The organism is Geodermatophilus sp. Leaf369 (genome assembly GCF_001424455.1).
GTDB lineage: Bacteria > Actinomycetota > Actinomycetes > Mycobacteriales > Geodermatophilaceae > Klenkia.
Genome location: NZ_LMQA01000001.1, coordinates 131,708 through 147,012, shown reverse-complemented (window position 1 = coordinate 147,012; position 15,305 = coordinate 131,708). Strand labels below are relative to the sequence as shown.

The 15,305-nt window shown below is 73.9% G+C and carries 18 protein-coding genes and 1 tRNA gene; 18 read left to right on the top strand and 1 reads right to left on the bottom strand.

What is annotated here, in order from left to right:
* Window positions 1-59 precede the first annotated feature (59 nt).
* The 4 genes from ASG36_RS00725 to ASG36_RS00710 all read left to right on the top strand — a co-directional run bounded on the left by ASG36_RS00725 (window position 60) and on the right by ASG36_RS00710 (window position 2,165).
* Window positions 60-710, top strand: a complete 651-nt coding sequence (locus ASG36_RS00725) for a sigma-70 family RNA polymerase sigma factor (RefSeq protein ID WP_235494458.1) — start codon at window positions 60-62, stop codon at window positions 708-710.
* The gene (locus ASG36_RS00720; RefSeq protein WP_055758133.1) at window positions 707-1,576 is read left to right on the top strand and encodes an anti-sigma factor; all 870 of its coding nucleotides are present in this window, start codon (window positions 707-709) and stop codon (window positions 1,574-1,576) included. The genes ASG36_RS00725 and ASG36_RS00720 overlap by 4 nt, the downstream gene beginning before the upstream one ends.
* A gap of 149 nt (window positions 1,577-1,725) precedes the next feature.
* Window positions 1,726-2,058, top strand: coding sequence for a PGPGW domain-containing protein (locus ASG36_RS00715; protein WP_235494457.1), 333 nt, complete (start codon window positions 1,726-1,728; stop codon window positions 2,056-2,058).
* Window positions 2,059-2,090: 32 nt separating this feature from the next.
* A tRNA-Val gene (locus tag ASG36_RS00710) sits at window positions 2,091-2,165 on the top strand.
* A 62-nt stretch (window positions 2,166-2,227) separates the two neighbouring features.
* On the opposite strand, the gene ASG36_RS00705 is transcribed toward ASG36_RS00710, so the two are convergent.
* Entirely contained in the window at window positions 2,228-3,430 is a 1,203-nt protein-coding gene (locus ASG36_RS00705) for an LLM class flavin-dependent oxidoreductase (RefSeq protein WP_055758130.1), read from the bottom strand.
* A 116-nt stretch (window positions 3,431-3,546) separates the two neighbouring features.
* Here ASG36_RS00705 and ASG36_RS00700 point away from each other — a divergent pair, with 116 nt between their 5' ends.
* The 14 genes from ASG36_RS00700 (at window position 3,547) to ruvB (ending at window position 15,171) form a co-directional block, all read left to right on the top strand.
* Window positions 3,547-3,918: an HNH endonuclease gene (locus tag ASG36_RS00700; RefSeq protein WP_055758128.1), complete on the top strand. Its 372-nt coding sequence runs from the start codon at window positions 3,547-3,549 to the stop codon at window positions 3,916-3,918.
* Between the two features lie 11 nt (window positions 3,919-3,929).
* A complete protein-coding gene (locus ASG36_RS00695) occupies window positions 3,930-4,469 on the top strand; it encodes an MOSC N-terminal beta barrel domain-containing protein (protein ID WP_157498476.1) in 540 nt (179 codons plus the stop codon).
* Window positions 4,470-4,532: 63 nt separating this feature from the next.
* Complete coding sequence (gene thrS, locus ASG36_RS00690) at window positions 4,533-6,554, top strand: threonine--tRNA ligase (RefSeq protein WP_055758125.1); 2,022 nt, start codon at window positions 4,533-4,535, stop codon at window positions 6,552-6,554.
* On the top strand, window positions 6,551-7,099 hold the full coding sequence (locus ASG36_RS00685) for an HIT domain-containing protein (protein WP_055758122.1): 549 nt from the start codon (window positions 6,551-6,553) through the stop codon (window positions 7,097-7,099). Before thrS ends, ASG36_RS00685 begins: the two co-directional genes overlap by 4 nt.
* On the top strand, window positions 7,099-7,725 hold the full coding sequence (pgsA, locus tag ASG36_RS00680) for a phosphatidylinositol phosphate synthase (protein ID WP_055758119.1): 627 nt from the start codon (window positions 7,099-7,101) through the stop codon (window positions 7,723-7,725). The genes ASG36_RS00685 and pgsA overlap by 1 nt, the downstream gene beginning before the upstream one ends.
* Entirely contained in the window at window positions 7,722-8,633 is a 912-nt protein-coding gene (locus ASG36_RS00675; RefSeq protein ID WP_055758116.1) for a phosphatidylinositol mannoside acyltransferase, read from the top strand. The genes pgsA and ASG36_RS00675 overlap by 4 nt, the downstream gene beginning before the upstream one ends.
* Window positions 8,630-9,841, top strand: coding sequence for a glycosyltransferase family 4 protein (locus ASG36_RS00670; RefSeq protein WP_055758113.1), 1,212 nt, complete (start codon window positions 8,630-8,632; stop codon window positions 9,839-9,841). The genes ASG36_RS00675 and ASG36_RS00670 overlap by 4 nt, the downstream gene beginning before the upstream one ends.
* Before the next feature lie 25 nt (window positions 9,842-9,866).
* The gene (locus ASG36_RS00665) at window positions 9,867-10,406 is read left to right on the top strand and encodes a hypothetical protein (RefSeq protein ID WP_055758111.1); all 540 of its coding nucleotides are present in this window, start codon (window positions 9,867-9,869) and stop codon (window positions 10,404-10,406) included.
* Window positions 10,407-10,451: 45 nt separating this feature from the next.
* Complete coding sequence (gene pdxS, locus ASG36_RS00660; RefSeq protein WP_055758108.1) at window positions 10,452-11,357, top strand: pyridoxal 5'-phosphate synthase lyase subunit PdxS; 906 nt, start codon at window positions 10,452-10,454, stop codon at window positions 11,355-11,357.
* Window positions 11,354-12,013 carry a pyridoxal 5'-phosphate synthase glutaminase subunit PdxT gene (gene pdxT, locus ASG36_RS00655; RefSeq protein ID WP_055758105.1) on the top strand — a complete coding sequence of 220 codons (660 nt, stop codon included), beginning with the start codon at window positions 11,354-11,356 and terminating at the stop codon, window positions 12,011-12,013. The genes pdxS and pdxT overlap by 4 nt, the downstream gene beginning before the upstream one ends.
* Window positions 12,010-12,768 (top strand): YebC/PmpR family DNA-binding transcriptional regulator, encoded by a 759-nt coding sequence (locus ASG36_RS00650; protein WP_055758102.1) that lies wholly within the window; start codon window positions 12,010-12,012, stop codon window positions 12,766-12,768. Before pdxT ends, ASG36_RS00650 begins: the two co-directional genes overlap by 4 nt.
* Window positions 12,769-12,851: 83 nt before the next feature.
* Complete coding sequence (gene ruvC / locus ASG36_RS00645; RefSeq protein ID WP_235494455.1) at window positions 12,852-13,451, top strand: crossover junction endodeoxyribonuclease RuvC; 600 nt, start codon at window positions 12,852-12,854, stop codon at window positions 13,449-13,451.
* Window positions 13,448-14,095 (top strand): Holliday junction branch migration protein RuvA, encoded by a 648-nt coding sequence (ruvA, locus tag ASG36_RS00640; protein WP_055758098.1) that lies wholly within the window; start codon window positions 13,448-13,450, stop codon window positions 14,093-14,095. Before ruvC ends, ruvA begins: the two co-directional genes overlap by 4 nt.
* On the top strand, window positions 14,092-15,171 hold the full coding sequence (gene ruvB / locus ASG36_RS00635) for a Holliday junction branch migration DNA helicase RuvB (protein WP_055758095.1): 1,080 nt from the start codon (window positions 14,092-14,094) through the stop codon (window positions 15,169-15,171). The genes ruvA and ruvB overlap by 4 nt, the downstream gene beginning before the upstream one ends.
* Window positions 15,172-15,305: the final 134 nt, after the last annotated feature.

Below are 15,305 nucleotides of genomic sequence, written 5' to 3'. Positions count from 1 at the left end.
GCTACACCGAGGACCAGGTGAACCGCAGGACCCCCCGGTGGCGAACGCCCCGTGTGACCATGGGACTCGTGACCCGACCTGCCAGGCGCCCGGAGGACTCCTCCGCCGGCGACCTCGAGCTGATCCGTCGGTTGCAGGCCGGGGACCGGACCGCCGTCGAAGACCTCTACGACCGCTTCCGCCGGCCTGCGTTCGCCCTCGCCCGGCGGGTGCTCGCCGACGACACGCTGGCCGAGGACGTGCTGCAGGACGTGTTCCTGACCGTCTGGAAGTCCCCGCACGCCTTCGACACCGCGCGGGGCTCCTTCGCCTCCTGGCTGTTGGCGATGGTCCACCACAAGGCCGTCGACGCGGTCCGGCGCGAGGAGTCCCACCGCCGCCGTCAGACCCGGGTCGAGGACGACCTGCGGCTCACCGAACCGGTCTCGCACCGGGACGTGGAGGACGAGGCGTGGGACCGGGTGGTCTCCGAGCGGGTGCGCAGCGCCCTGCAGGCACTGCCGGCTCCCCAGCGCGAGGCGCTGACGCTGGCCTACTACGGCGGTTACACCCAGCGTGAGGTCGCGGCGTTGACCGGCACCCCGCTGGGCACGGTCAAGACCCGCATGCTGGCCGGGATGCGCCGGTTGAAGGAGAACCTGGGCGGCGTCGTCGTCGGGTCCGCCCTGGGCAGTGCCCTGGGTACGGCGGTCGAGGGGGGCACGCGATGACCCGCGACCAGGACGCCGAGCACGAGGCCTTCGACGAGCTCGCCGTCGGCTGGGCCCTGCACGCGTTGGAGCCCGAGGACGAGGACGCCTTCGCCGGCCACCTCGCCGGGTGTGCCCGCTGCACCCGCACCGTGGCCGAGACCCACGAGGTGATGGCCGCCATGGCCACCGACCTCCCGGTGGCCGAGCCCTCCGTGGACCTGCGGGCCCGCCTGCGCGCCGCCGTCGAGGAGACCGAGCAGGACCCCGCACCCCAGGCGGTGGCCCCGCCCACGCCGATCCGCCGTGCCCCGAGGCCGACCGTCCCCGCCGACGCCGACGGGCCGGTCTCCCGGCCCCGGTTCTTCGGGCCGCGCCCGGTGCGGCACACCGAGCAGACCCCGGCGTGGCGCCGGGTGGTCCCGCGCGCCCTGGTGGCCGCGGGGGTGGCCGCCGTCCTGGGCCTGGGTGCCTGGAACGTCGCGGTCACCCAGGACCGGGACGCCGCCCGCGCCACCGCGTCCGCCCAGTCCGACGTCATGTCCGCCCTGCTGGCACCGGGCCGCGCCACCATCGCGCCGATGGAGCACGACGGGCGCACCGTGGCCACCGTGGTGGCCCGCGACGGTCAGGCCCAGGTGGTCACCGACGGCATGGGCGTGAACGACACCGCCGCCACGACCTACGTGCTGTGGGGGATGACGGAGGGCAGCCCGGTCGCGCTGGGCACCTTCGACGTGACCTCCCCGGGGATGGACCTGCAGACCGTAGGCTCCGACGCGACCGGGCTGGACGACTACTCCGCCTACGGCATCAGCATCGAGCCCGGTCGTCAGGCTCCGTCCTCCCCGACGGACATCGTGGCGAACGGGCAGGTGACCAGCTGAGCGAGCAGGAGACCAGGACCCCGTCCCGGCGGCCGGAGCGCGAGACCTCCGAGCAGCGACGGACCCGGTACGACACCGACGAGCACCAGAGCCTCCGCGAGCGGATCGGCCGGCGGAAGTGGCGCCGGCGGATCGCCGCGCGCAAGACCGTGGACACCGCCTACCGGGCCGGCGTCGGCGTCGTCGGTGCGCTGCTGCTCGTCGTCGGGCTGGTCACCATCCCGCTGCCGGGCCCCGGCTGGCTGACGGTCATCGCGGCCTTGTTCGTGCTGGCCTCGGAGTTCACCTGGGCCGAGCAGGTCCTGGAGTTCACCAAGCGCTACGTGAAGCTCTGGACCGACTGGATCGGCCGGCAGTCGATGTGGGTCCGGGTGCTCATCGGCCTGGCCACCGCGGCCTTCGTCTACGGCGTCATCGTGTGCGTGCTGCACCTGACCGGGGTGCCCGACTGGGTCCCGGGGTGGGTGCCGCTCTGGCGGTAGGCGTCTGGCATGATTGCTGGAGCACCGCAGCCGGGCGATTGGCTCAGCGGTAGAGCGCTTCGTTCACACCGAAGAGGTCACTGGTTCGATCCCAGTATCGCCCACCAGCACAGCAGCCCCCCTCCCGTCCGGGAGGGGGGCTGCTGTCGTCCGTGGTCCGGGACTCCGATCAGGCCTGCGCGGTGACGACCTTCCCGCCGGTGGCCTGGGCGCGCTCCTCGGCGTGCTGGGCGGTCCAGGAGTTGATCGCATCCCACTGGCGGGCGGCGAGCGGCTCGCGGACGCTGCGGGTCCAGGCCTCGTTCGCCTTGAGCCTCTTCGTCGTGCCCTTGAACTGGGGGATCACGTGGTTGGCGAACAGGTGGTAGTGGTGCAGCGTCTGCTCCCACGGCGCCCAGTTGTGGGCGAACATGAGGTAGGCGCCGAAGCCGCCGTTGGACTGCTCCTCCAGCTGCTCGATCTTCTGGATCGCGTCGTCCACGGTCCCGATGACGCCCATGCCGCTCTCGATGACGAACTCGATGCGCTCCTTGGTGTTCTCCCCGAGCACGCCCAGCTGCGGGGCCGCCGCGGTGTGCTGCAGGTAGTCGAACCAGGCGTCGATGCCGTAGGCGACGTCCTTGATGGCCTGGTCGCGGGTGTCGGCGATGTGCATGGGGCCCACCAGGCGCCAGCCGGAGCGGTCGACGGTCTGGCCGAACTCCTGCGCCCGCTCCTCGACGACGTCCCAGTGCATCTTCAGCGCGTCGAAGCCGTCCTGGCTCATGGTCGCGCCGATGGAGATCATCCCGAGCCCGTGCTTGCCCACCAGGCGGGGCCCGGACGGCGACACGATGGCCGCGGTGGCGACCTCCAGGTGCGGGTCGGAGAAGGAGTCCAGCTGCAGCCGGGCGTCGACCAGCTCGTAGCGGTCGGTCTTGATCGAGATCGGCTCGTCGCTGCGCAGCAGGTGCATGAGCACCTCGACGTCGGTCTCCAGCGCTGCGCGGGTGTCCTTCGGGTCGATGCCCAGCATCAGCGCGTCGGTGGCCAGCGCGCCCGGGCCCACGCCCAGCATCGCCCGGCCGCGGGTCAGGTGGTCCAGCAGCACGACGCGGTCGGCCACCAGGAAGGGGTTGTGGTAGGGCAGGGAGAGCACGCCGGCGCCGAGCTTGATGTGCTTGGTGACCTGCGCGCAGTGCGCGATGAACATCAGCGGGTCGCCCAGCGGCTCGACGCCGCAGGAGTGGTGCTCGCCGAACCAGGCCTCGTCGTAGCCCATCTGGTCCAGGGTCTGGACGAGCTGGACGTCGCGCTGCAGCGAGTAGGTCGGGTTCTGGCCGACCGGGACGTGGTGCGGGGGCAGGAAGATGCCGAAGCGCTTGCGGGCCATGGGGGTCTCCTCGACGGTGGCGTCCGGTGTGCGGGTGTGACCCTGCCCACTCCCGACTCGTCTGTCAACGACCCAGTTGACGGGCGGGAGACCGGACCGGGGACGACCATGGGAGCGTGACCTCCCAGCCCGACCGCGCCGCCCGGCTGGCCGCCGCGGTGGAGCGGGACGGGCCCACCTGCGTCTGGTGCGGGCGGGCCTTCGACCGGTACGTCCGGCCCACCACCGAGCACGTGGTGCCCCGGGTCAAGGGCGGCCCGTCGTGGCCGGAGAACGAGGTCGCTGCGTGCAGTCGCTGCAACGGGGCCCGTGGGCACCGGGGCGCGGTGGAGTGGCTGGGGGAGTGCCGGGCCCGGGGGTGGTCCCCGGACGCCGAGCGGGTCGCCCGGGCGCTGGAGTCCCTGGCCGCGGCGGTCGCCCGACGGGGTGGCCAGCGGCGGGCCCGGCCGCACCTGGACGCCCAGCTGCGCCGGCTGCGGGCCGGGTAGCGTCCGCCGCCGTGGCGGTCGTCGGTCGGGTCGAGCAGCTGCTGGTGCACCCGGTGAAGAGCATGGCGGCCACCCCGCTGGAGCGGGTCGAGGTCACCTCCGCCGGCCTGGCCGGGGACCGGGGCCGGGTGGTGGTCGACGCGGCGACCGGAGAGCGGCTGCGGGAGAAGACCGCGCCGGGACTCGCTGCGATCGACCCGACCGGGGACGACGACGCCGCCCGGGTCTCGGCCGCGCTGGGGCGGACCGTGCGCATCGAGGACGCCGGGGCACCGCAGGTGATGGTGGCCGCGGTGCACCTGGTGAGCCGCCAGGCCCTGGAACGGGCCGCGGCCGGCGACGTGCCGGCGGGCTGCTCGGCCCACGACCCGCGGGCCAACGTCCGGCTGGACCTGCCCGAGGACGACGAGCGGGACTGGGTCGGCCGTGAGCTCGTCCTGGGCGGCACCCGACTGCTGGTCACCCGGCTGCCCCGGCACTGCCTGGGCGTCTACGCCGACGTGGTGACCCCCGGCCCGGTCGGGGTGGGGGACCCGGTCGAACTCGGCTGAGACCGGGTCGGGTGGGCCGTACTCTCGGGACGTCCGTCCCGCCCCACCCCCAGGAGTCCTCCCGTGTCAGCCGCGCCTGCCGAGTCCGCCGTCGTCACCGTCGAGGTGCCGGCCGGGACCACGGCCACCCAGGCGCTCAAGGACGCCGGCGTCCCCCTGAAGGGCGCCGACGCCGCCGTCGTCGTCCGGGTGGACGGCGAGCTGAAGGACCTCGCGTGGACCCCGGACGTGGCCACCGTCGTGGAGCCGGTCCCGGCGTCGAGCCCGGACGGGCGCGCGGTCATCCGGCACTCGGCCGCCCACGTGCTGGCCCAGGCCGTGCAGGACCTCTTCCCGGGCACCCGGCTGGGCATCGGCCCGCCGGTCACCGACGGCTTCTACTACGACGTCGACCCCGAGCGGCCCTTCACCCCCGAGGACCTGCAGGCGATCGAGAAGCGCATGCAGGCCATCGTCAAGGAGGGCCAGTTCTTCGCCCGCCGGGAGATCTCCGACGACGAGGCCCGGGTCGAGCTGGCGCACGAGCCCTACAAGATGGAGCTGATCGGGCTCAAGGGCGGCGCGGGTGACGTGGCCGAGGGCGCCGACGTCGAGGTGGGCGGCGCGCAGCTGACCATGTACGACAACCTCGACCCGAGGTCGAAGGAGCGGGTCTGGACCGACCTGTGCCGCGGCCCGCACCTGCCCCGCACCTCGAACATCCCGGCGTTCGCGCTGACCCGGGTGGCCGCTGCCTACTGGCGCGGCAGCGAGAAGAACCCGCAGCTGCAGCGGGTGTACGGCACCGCGTGGGAGTCCAAGGACGCGCTGAAGGCGTACCAGGAGCACCTGGCCGAGGCGGAGCGGCGCGACCACCGCCGGCTCGGGGTCGAGCTGGACCTCTTCAGCTTCCCCGACGAGATCGGCTCCGGACTGGCCGTCTTCCACCCCAAGGGCGGGGTGGTCAAGCGGGAGATGGAGGACTACGTCCGCAACCGGCACATCGAGGAGGGCTTCTCCTACGTCGGTTCCCCGCACATCTCCAAGGGCGGGCTGTTCGAGACCTCGGGGCACCTGCCGTACTACGAGGACACGATGTTCCCGGCGATGGACCTGGAGAACTCGAAGTACTACCTCAAGGCCATGAACTGCCCGATGCACAACCTGATCTTCCGGTCGCGCGGGCGGTCCTACCGCGAGCTGCCGCTGCGGTTCTTCGAGTTCGGGTCGGTGTACCGGTACGAGAAGTCCGGCGTCGTGCACGGCCTGACCCGGGTGCGCGGACTGACCCAGGACGACTCGCACTCCTACGTCACCCCGGAGGCGGCACCGGAGGAGATCCGCCACCTGCTGGCCTTCGTGCTCGGCCTGCTCAAGGACTTCGGCCTGGACGACTACTACCTGGAGCTGTCCACCCGCGGGGAGTCGGACAAGTTCATCGGCTCCGACGAGGAGTGGGCGGTGGCGACCCGGGTGCTGGAGGACGCGGCACGGGAGACCGGCCTGGAGCTGGTGCCCGACCCGGGCGGCGCGGCCTTCTACGGCCCCAAGATCTCGGTGCAGGCGCGCGACGCCATCGGCCGGACCTGGCAGATGTCGACCATCCAGTACGACTTCAACCAGCCGGCCCGGTTCGGCCTGGAGTACAGCGCCGCCGACGGCACCCGCCAGCAGCCGGTCATGATCCACTCGGCCAAGTTCGGCTCGATCGAGCGGTTCTTCGGCGTTCTCACCGAGCACTACGCCGGGGCGTTCCCGGCCTGGCTGGCCCCGGTGCAGGTGGTGGGCATCCCGATCACCGACGAGCAGGTGCCCTACCTGACCGACCTGGCCCGGGAGATGCGCAGGCAGGGTCTGCGGGTCGAGGTCGACGACTCCGACGACCGGATGCAGAAGAAGATCCGCACCGCCTCCAAGCAGAAGGTGCCCTTCGTGCTCATCGCCGGGGCCACCGACGCCGAGGCCGGCGCGGTGTCCTTCCGCTACCGCGACGGCAGCCAGCGCAACGGGGTGCCCGTGCAGGACGCGATCGAGGCCGTTCGGGAGTGGGTCGGATCCCGCCGCAACGACGACCCGGCCGCCCCCGTGTCCGAGCCGGCGTCGTGACGGCCGGGGACGGCGGACCCACCTCGGTCTTCGAGCAGCTCTGGACGCCCTACCGGATGGCCTACATCAAGGGCGAGGGCAAGCCGACCGGCGACCACGACTGCCCGTTCTGCCTCATCCCGGCGATGACCGACGAGGACGGCCTGATCGTCTCCCGCGGGGAGACGGTCTTCGCCGTGCTCAACCTGTTCCCCTACAACGCCGGGCACCTCATGGTCGTGCCGTACCGGCACGTGGCCGACTACACCGACCTGACGACGGCGGAGGTGGCCGAGCTCGGCGCGGTGACCCAGACGGCGATGCGGGTCGTCCGCGAGGTCAGCGGTGCGCACGGGTTCAACGTCGGGATGAACCAGGGCGCGGTCGCCGGGGCCGGCATCGCCGACCACCTGCACCAGCACGCCGTGCCCCGCTGGGGCGGGGACACCAACTTCATGCCGGTGCTCGGGCTGACCCGGGTGCTGCCGCAGGTGCTGGCCGAGACCCGGCAGCTGCTGGCCGACGCCTGGCCGGACCACCCGCCCGCTCCCGGGCCGGCCGCCTGATGCTGGGGGTCAACCTGCGCCCGGCCGTGGGCCGGGTCTGGGCACCGGTCGTGCGGTTCCTGCTGCGCATCGGGGTCACCGCCGACCAGGTCACGCTGCTGGGCACCGTGGGTGCCGTCGGGTCGGCGGTCTTCCTGATCGGCAACGGGGTCCTGTGGTGGGGCGCGGTCGCGGTCACCGTCTTCGTGCTGCTGGACATGCTGGACGGGGCGCTGGCCCGGGCCCGGGGCGGTGGCTCGGTGTTCGGCGCGGTGCTGGACTCCACCGGCGACCGGGCGGCCGACGCGGCGGTCTTCGCGGGGCTGGCCTGGTGGTTCTCCGGCGGCGGCGACAACCGGATGGTCGTGTGGCTGTCGCTGGTCTGCCTGGTGCTCGGCGTGCTCACCTCCTACGTCAAGGCCCGCGCCGAGGGCATGGGCCTGACCTGCGACGTCGGGCTGTTCGAGCGCACCGAGCGGCTCATCCTGGTGCTCGTGGGCACCGGCTTCACCGGCATCGGCATCCCGTACGCGATCCAGGTCTGCCTCTGGGTCCTGATGATCGGCAGCGCCGTCACCGTCGGACAGCGCTTCGCGACGGTGTACCAGCAGTCCCGGGGGCGCCCGTTGCCCAGCACCACCCCGTGAGCGACCTGCGGGCCCGGCTGGTCGACACCGGCTACGCCGCCGGGTGGGGCGCGGTCAAGGCGCTGCCCGAACCGCTGGCCGCGGCGGCGTTCTCCGGTGCCGGCGGCTGGGCGGCCGGCCGGGACGGGAAGGGGGTCCGGCAGCTGCGGGCCAACCTGCGGGTCGCCACCGGTGGCCGGCTGTCCGACGCCGAGCTCGACGCCCTCACCCGGGACGCCGTCCGGTCCTACGCCCGGTACTGGCTGGAGGCCTTCCGGCTGCCCACGCTGGGGACGGCGCGGGTGCTGCGGGACACCGTCGTGGTCGGCACCGAGCACCTGGACGCCGCCCAGGCCCAGGACCGGCCGGTCGTCCTCGCGCTGCCGCACAGCGGCAACTGGGACGCCGCCGGGGTCTGGTTCGTCGACCGGCTGGGCGGCCCGTTCATGACCGTGGCCGAGCGGCTGCGACCCGAGCAGCTCTACCGCCGGTTCCTGGCCTACCGGGAGTCCCTCGGGTTCCGGGTGGTGCCGCTCACCGGCGGGGACCGGCCCAGCTCCACCCTGCTCAAGGAGTGGCTGGGCCAGGGCCGACCGGTGTGCCTGCTCGTCGACCGTGACCTGTCCGCGGCGGGCATCCCGGTCTCCTTCTTCGGTCGGCCCACCACCATGCCCGGCGGGCCGGCGCTGCTGGCCGCGCAGACCGGGGCCGCGCTGCACCCCGTCGTCCCGCAGTTCGACGGGGCCGGCTGGCGGCACGTGGTGCACCCCGAGGTCGACGTGCACGGCACCGGGCGGCTGCGCGAGCGGGTGCACGCCGGCACCCAGGGCGTCGCCGACGCCTTCGCCGTGTCGATCGCCGCCCGCCCGGTGGACTGGCACCAGCTGGGCCGCATCTGGGCCGACGTGCCCCCGGACCCGCCCCGGTGAGGGTCGGCCTGGTCTGCCCCTACATGTGGGACGTGCCCGGCGGGGTGCAGTACCACGTGCGCGACCTCGCCGAGACCCTGCGCGGGCTCGGCCACGAGGTCGAGGTGCTCACCCCGGCCGAGCACGAGGAGAACGTGCCCGCCGAGCACGTGACCTGGTCGGGCAAGGCCAACGCGGTGCCCTACAACGGGTCGATGGCCAGCTGGCAGTTCGGCCTGGTCTCCGGCGCCCGGGTGCGCCGCTGGCTGCGGGACGGGCGCTTCGACGTCGTCCACGTGCACGAGCCGGCGCCGCCGTCGGTGTCCCTGCTGGTGTGCATGCTCGCCCAGGGCCCGATCGTGGCCACCTTCCACGCCGCGGCCACCCGGTCGCTGTTCCTGTCGGCCTGGGGCCCGGTCGTGCGGCCGTGGCTGGAGAAGATCTCCGGACGGATCGCCGTGTCGGACTTCGCCCGCCGGTTGCAGGTCGAGCACCTGGGCGGGGACGCCGTGGTGATCCCCAACGGGGTGCACGTGCCGGCCTTCGCCGACGGCCCGCTGCTGCCCCGGCCCCGCACCGGCCCCACCGTCGGGTTCCTGGGCCGCTACGACGAGCCGCGCAAGGGCCTGCCGGTGCTGCTGGAGGCGATGCGGACCGTCGTGCGGGCGCACCCGACGGCCGAGCTGCTGGTCGCCGGCCGCGGCGACCCCGAGGAGCTGCAGGCCCTCATCGGCCCCGACCTCGCCCCTCACGTGACCCTGCTGGGCGAGCTGGCCGAGGCCGACAAGGCGGCGTTCCTCCGCTCGGTCGACGTCTACTGCGCGCCCAACCTGATGGGGGAGAGCTTCGGCATCGTGCTGGTCGAGGCGATGGCGGCGGGCGCCCCGGTGGTGGCCAGCGACCTGGACGCCTTCGCCCGCGTGCTCGAGGACGGCGCGGCCGGGGTGCTGGTGCGCCGCGGGGACGCCACCGCGCTGGCCGCCGTCCTCACCGACCTGCTGGGTGACCCGCAGCGGCGGGCCGCGCTCACCGCGGCCGGCCGGCTGCGCGCCGTGGAGTACGACTGGTCCACGGTGGCCCAGCGGATCCTGGCCGTCTACGAGACGGTCGCCCCGGCCGGCGGGCGCGGGGTGACCGCCAGCGACGCCGAACCGGTGCTGGAGACCCCGGTCGATCCCGAGGACCGCTCGTTCCTGCCCCGGTGGCTGCGCCGCTCCGCCGAGGACTGACCCGGCGCCGGTAGCGTGACCGGCCGTGACGTCGTCGGCATGGGTGCTCGTCGGCGTCGGGGCGTTCGCCGTGTTCGTGCTGGCCTGGGCGGTCTGGACCCTGACCCGGCTGCGGCGGCTGGCCGGGCGGGTGGCCCGCGCCTGGGACGTGCTGCTCGCCGCCCTGGCCCGCCGGGCCGAGCTCGCCGCCGCGCTGGCCCGCGAGCGCCACGAGGAGCTGGGGCCGGGGCTGGTCACCGCACTCGAGCGCGCTGCCGCCGATGCCCGCGCCCCCGGGGGCGGGGACCGCGAGGTGGCCGAGAACGTGCTGGGCCGGGTGCTGCGCGACGTGCCCGCCGAGCTGCGCGCCGACGGGCTGGACGACGCCGGCTGGCGGGTCGGCCTGGCCCGCCGGTTCTACAACGACGCGGTCCGCGACACCCGGGCGCTGCGCCGCCGTCCGGTGGCCCGGGTGCTGCGGCTGCACGCCGGCCGTCCCCAGCCCCGGTTCTTCGACATCGACGACGGACTGGACGCCGTGGGGGCGACCGCAGGCGGGCGGGGGCCCGGCGTGCACCCCGCCTAGCATCTAAGGTCCCCCGACCCACCCTGAGAACCGCGAGGCCGCACCGTGACCGAGAACGTCACCCCCACTTCCAGCACCGGCACCGACCGGGTCAAGCGCGGCATGGCCGAGCAGCTCAAGGGCGGCGTCATCATGGACGTCGTCGACGCCGCGCAGGCCCGGATCGCCGAGGACGCCGGCGCGGTCGCCGTGATGGCCCTGGAGCGGGTGCCCGCCGACATCCGCGCGCAGGGCGGGATCGCCCGGATGAGCGACCCGGACATGATCGACGGGATCATCGCCGCGGTGTCCATCCCGGTGATGGCCAAGGCCCGGATCGGGCACTTCGTCGAGGCCCGGGTGCTCGAGAGCCTGGGCGTGGACTACATCGACGAGTCCGAGGTGCTGACCCCGGCCGACGAGGCGCACCACATCGTCAAGGGCGACTTCACCGTGCCCTTCGTCTGCGGGGCCACCGACCTGGGCGAGGCGCTGCGCCGGATCTCCGAGGGCGCGGCGATGATCCGCTCGAAGGGCGAGGCCGGCACCGGCAACGTCGTGGAGGCCACCCGGCACATGCGCGCCATCCGCGCGGGCATCCGCCGGCTGACCACCCTGGACGAGACCGAGCTGTTCGTCGCGGCCAAGGAGCTGCGCGCGCCCTACGAGCTGGTGGCCGAGATCGCCCGCACCGGGAAGCTGCCGACCGTGCTGTTCACCGCCGGTGGCATCGCCACCCCGGCGGACGCGGCGATGATGATGCAGCTGGGCGCCGACGGCGTCTTCGTCGGCTCGGGCATCTTCAAGTCCGGCGACCCGGCGCAGCGCGCCGCGGCCATCGTGCAGGCCACCACCTTCCACGACGACGCCTCGGTGATCGCCAAGGTCAGCCGCGGGCTGGGCGAGGCCATGGTCGGGATCAACATCGACTCGATCCCGGCCGAGCAGCGGTACGCGAACCGCGGCTGGTGAGCACGCCCCACATCGGGGTGCTCGCGCTGCAGGGCGACGTCCGGGAGCACCGCGCCGTGCTCGAGGCGCAGGGCGCCCGGACGTCGGCCGTGCGCCGGCCCGAGGAGCTCACCGGTCTCGACGGCCTGGTGCTCCCGGGCGGGGAGTCCACGACCATCGCCAAGCTCGCGCACCGCTGGGGGCTGCTCGAGCCGCTGCGGGCCGCCATCCGCGGCGGGCTCCCGGCCTACGGGTCGTGCGCCGGGATGATCCTGCTCGCCGACCGGCTGCTGGACGCCCCCGACGACCAGCAGACCATCGGCGGGCTGGACGTCACGGTCCGCCGCAACGCCTTCGGTCGGCAGGTCGACAGCTTCGAGTCGCAGGTCGACGTGACCGGTGTCGCCGGCGGCCCGGTGCACGCGGTGTTCATCCGGGCGCCCTGGGTGGAGCAGGCCGGCGAGGGCGTCGAGGTGCTCGGCCGGGTCTCCGGTGGACCGGCCGACGGTAGGATCGTCGCGGTCCGCCAGGGCAGCGTCGTCGCCACCAGCTTCCACCCGGAGCTCACCGGTGACACCCGGCTGCACCGGTTCTTCGTCGAACTGGTGCGCCAGCGCCCGGCGGAGGAGACGTGGACGGCGCCGACGACGGCGCCAGGTGAGGAGACGCAGCGATGAGCGGCCATTCCAAGTGGGCGACGACCAAGCACAAGAAGGCCGGGATCGACGCCAAGCGGAGCAAGCTCTTCGCCAAGCTGATCAAGAACATCGAGGTCGCGGCGCGCACCGGCGGCGGTGACGTGCAGGGCAACCCGACGCTGTTCGACGCCGTCCAGCGGGCCAAGAAGTCCTCGGTGCCGATCGACAACATCAACCGCGCGGTCAAGCGCGGGGCGGGCCTGGAGGCCGGTGGCGTCGAGTACCAGGGCATCACCTACGAGGGCTACGCCGCGGCCGGGGTCGCGGTGCTCATCGAGTGCCTCACCGACAACAAGAACCGCTCGGCCATGGAGGTCCGCACCGCCATGACCCGCAACGGCGGGTCGATGGCCGACCCCGGGTCGGTGTCCTACATGTTCAGCCGCAAGGGCGTCGTGGTGGTCCCGTCGGCGGGCACCAGCGAGGACGCCGTCATGGAGGCCGTGCTGGACGCCGGCGCCGAGGAGGTCCGCGACCTCGGGGACACCTTCGAGGTGGTCAGCGAGCCGACCGACCTGGTCGCCGTCCGCACCGCCCTGCAGGACGCCGGGATCGACTACGACTCCGCCGAGGCCGCCTTCGTGCCCAGCGTGCAGGTCGAGCTCGACGAGGAGGGGGCCGGCAAGGTCTTCCGGCTCATCGACGCCCTGGAGGACTGCGACGACGTGCAGAACGTCTACGCCAACTACGAGGTCCCCGACGACGTCATGGAGAAGATCGCCGCGGACGACTAGGCGTGTCGCCGGCCGCCGCGGTGGCCGGTCCGCCTAGCGTTCCCTCGAACACCTGTTCGTCGGCGAGAGGGTCTCCAGTGCGCGTGCTCGGCATCGACCCGGGGTTGACCCGGTGCGGCTGGGGCGTCGTCGACGGCCGGCCCGGCGCCCGCCCCACCGCGGTGGGCGTCGGCGTCGTGCGCAGCGACGCCGACCTGGCCCTGGAGCTGCGGCTGCTCGAGCTGCACACCGCGGTGACCGCGCTGGTGCGCGAGCACCGGCCCGACGTGGTGGCCATCGAGCGGGTGTTCCTGCAGAACAACAAGGGGACGGCGACCGGCACCGCGCAGGCCGCCGGGGTGGCCGCACTGGCCGCGGCCCAGGCCAGCCGACCGGTCGCCTGGCACACCCCCAGCGAGGTCAAGGCCGCGATCTCCGGCAACGGCCGGGCGGACAAGGAGCAGGTGACCCTGATGGTGACGAGGGTGCTGGGGCTGACCGTGGCCCCCAAGCCGGCCGACGCGGCTGACGCGCTGGCCCTGGCGGTGTGCCACGTCTGGCGCGGGCCGACCCAGGACCGGCTGCGGGTCGCGGCGCTGGCCACCGGCGCCGGGATCGCCCAGGGACCGCTCACCACCGCGCCCCGCCCCGCCGTGCGGGCGAGCCGCTGGCAGGGCATCGGCACCGGCGGGGTGTACCGGTGATCGCCTCCGTCGCGGGCCGGGTCGCCGCGGTGTCCCCGGACGGCGCCGTGGTCGAGGTCGGCGGGATCGGGCTGGCCGTGCAGTGCACCCCGGGCACGATCGCCCGCCTCCAGGTGGGTGAGGCCGCCCGGTTGTCCACCAGCCTGGTCGTCCGGGAGGACTCGCTGACCCTGTACGGGTTCGCCGACGACGACGAGCGCCAGCTGTTCGAGCTGCTGCAGACCGCCAACGGCGTGGGCCCCCGGCTGGCCCAGGCCGTGCTGGCCGTCCACCCGCCCCGTGAGGTGCGCCGCGCCGTCACCACCGGGGACCTGAAGTCGCTCATGCAGGTGCCCGGCATCGGCAAGAAGGGCGCCGAGCGGCTGGTGCTGGAGCTGCGCGACCGGCTCGGCGTGGGCTCCGGGGACGTCAGCCTGGACGCCGCCACCGCCGCGGCCGGTGCCACCGGGTACTTCGTGGCCCCGGTCGCACCGTGGCGCGACCAGCTGACCACCGCGCTGGTCGGGCTGGGCTGGAGCGTCCGGGAGGCCGACGGCGCCCTGGGCCAGCTCGCCCCGGTCGCCGAGGAGCAGGTCGCCGACACCGGCAGCGTGGACGTCGCCGTCCTGCTGCGGCAGGCGCTGCGGATGCTGGGTCGGGCGTGAGCTCGCCCGAGGCCTCGGAGGCCAGCGCCTGGGCCGGTGAGGAGGAGCGGGTCGTCGAGTCCGCGCTCCGCCCGCACTCCCTGGCCGAGTTCGTCGGCCAGCCCAAGGTGTCCCGCCAGCTGGACCTCGTGCTCGAGGGCGCCAAGCGGCGCGGCCGGCCACCGGACCACGTGCTGCTGTCCGGCCCGCCCGGGCTGGGCAAGACGTCGCTGGCGCTGATCATCGGCTCCGAGCTGGGCACGTCGGTGAAGATCACCTCCGGTCCGGCGATCGAGCGCTCGGGCGACCTGGCGGCGATGCTGTCCAACCTCGGTGAGGGCGACGTGCTCTTCATCGACGAGATCCACCGCATCGCCCGCCCGGCCGAGGAGCTCCTCTACATGGCGATGGAGGACTTCCGGGTCGACGTCGTGGTCGGCAAGGGGCCCGGTGCCACCGCGATCCCGTTGGAGATCGCGCCCTTCACCCTGGTCGGGGCCACCACCCGGGCCGGTCTGCTGACCGGTCCGCTCCGCGACCGGTTCGGCTTCGTGGGCCAGATGGAGTTCTACGACACCGCCGACCTGCAGCTGGTGCTCCAGCGCAGCGCCGACCTGCTGGGCGTGCAGATCGACGCCGAGGGGTCCGCGGAGATCGCCGGCCGGTCCCGCGGCACGCCGCGCATCGCCAACCGGCTGCTGCGCCGGGTGCGCGACTACGCCGAGGTGCGCGCCGACGGCCGGATCACCCTGCCCGTGGCGCAGGCCGCCCTGGCGCTCTACGACGTCGACGAGCTCGGCCTGGACCGCCTCGACCGCGAGGTGCTGCGTGCCCTGGTCGTCGGGTTCGGCGGCGGACCGGTCGGGGTGTCCACCCTGGCGGTCGCCGTGGGGGAGGAGCCGCACACCGTGGAGGCGGTCTGCGAGCCCTTCCTGGTGCGGGCCGGGCTGCTCGCCCGCACCCCCCGCGGGCGGGTCGCGACCGAGGCCGCGTGGCGTCACCTGGACCTCCCGGTGCCCCAGGGCACGTGGCTCACCGGTGGCTTCGGCGACCCGCCGCCGGACCGGGCTGCCTCACCCACGCTCTTCGACGCCTAGACTCACCGCCGCTGGAGCGCAACCGCACCGCACGTCGGTGCTGCGCCCTGCGCCGGTCGCGCCCCCCGGGCGGACCGCACCCGACGTACCCGAGTGACCGCCAGCGTGCGGTCACGATGACCGCGCGAACGCTG

Bases quoted from the DNA above. Each gene is read 5' to 3' on its own strand.
- ASG36_RS00705 (WP_055758130.1), bottom strand. From the start codon at position 3,430: ATGGCCCGCAAGCGCTTCGGCATCTTCCTGCCCCCGCACCACGTCCCG.
- pgsA (WP_055758119.1), top strand. From the start codon at position 7,099: ATGCTGGGGGTCAACCTGCGCCCGGCCGTGGGCCGGGTCTGGGCACCG.
- ASG36_RS00725 (WP_235494458.1), top strand. From the start codon at position 60: ATGGGACTCGTGACCCGACCTGCCAGGCGCCCGGAGGACTCCTCCGCC.
- ASG36_RS00720 (WP_055758133.1), top strand. From the start codon at position 707: ATGACCCGCGACCAGGACGCCGAGCACGAGGCCTTCGACGAGCTCGCC.
- ASG36_RS00650 (WP_055758102.1), top strand. From the start codon at position 12,010: ATGAGCGGCCATTCCAAGTGGGCGACGACCAAGCACAAGAAGGCCGGG.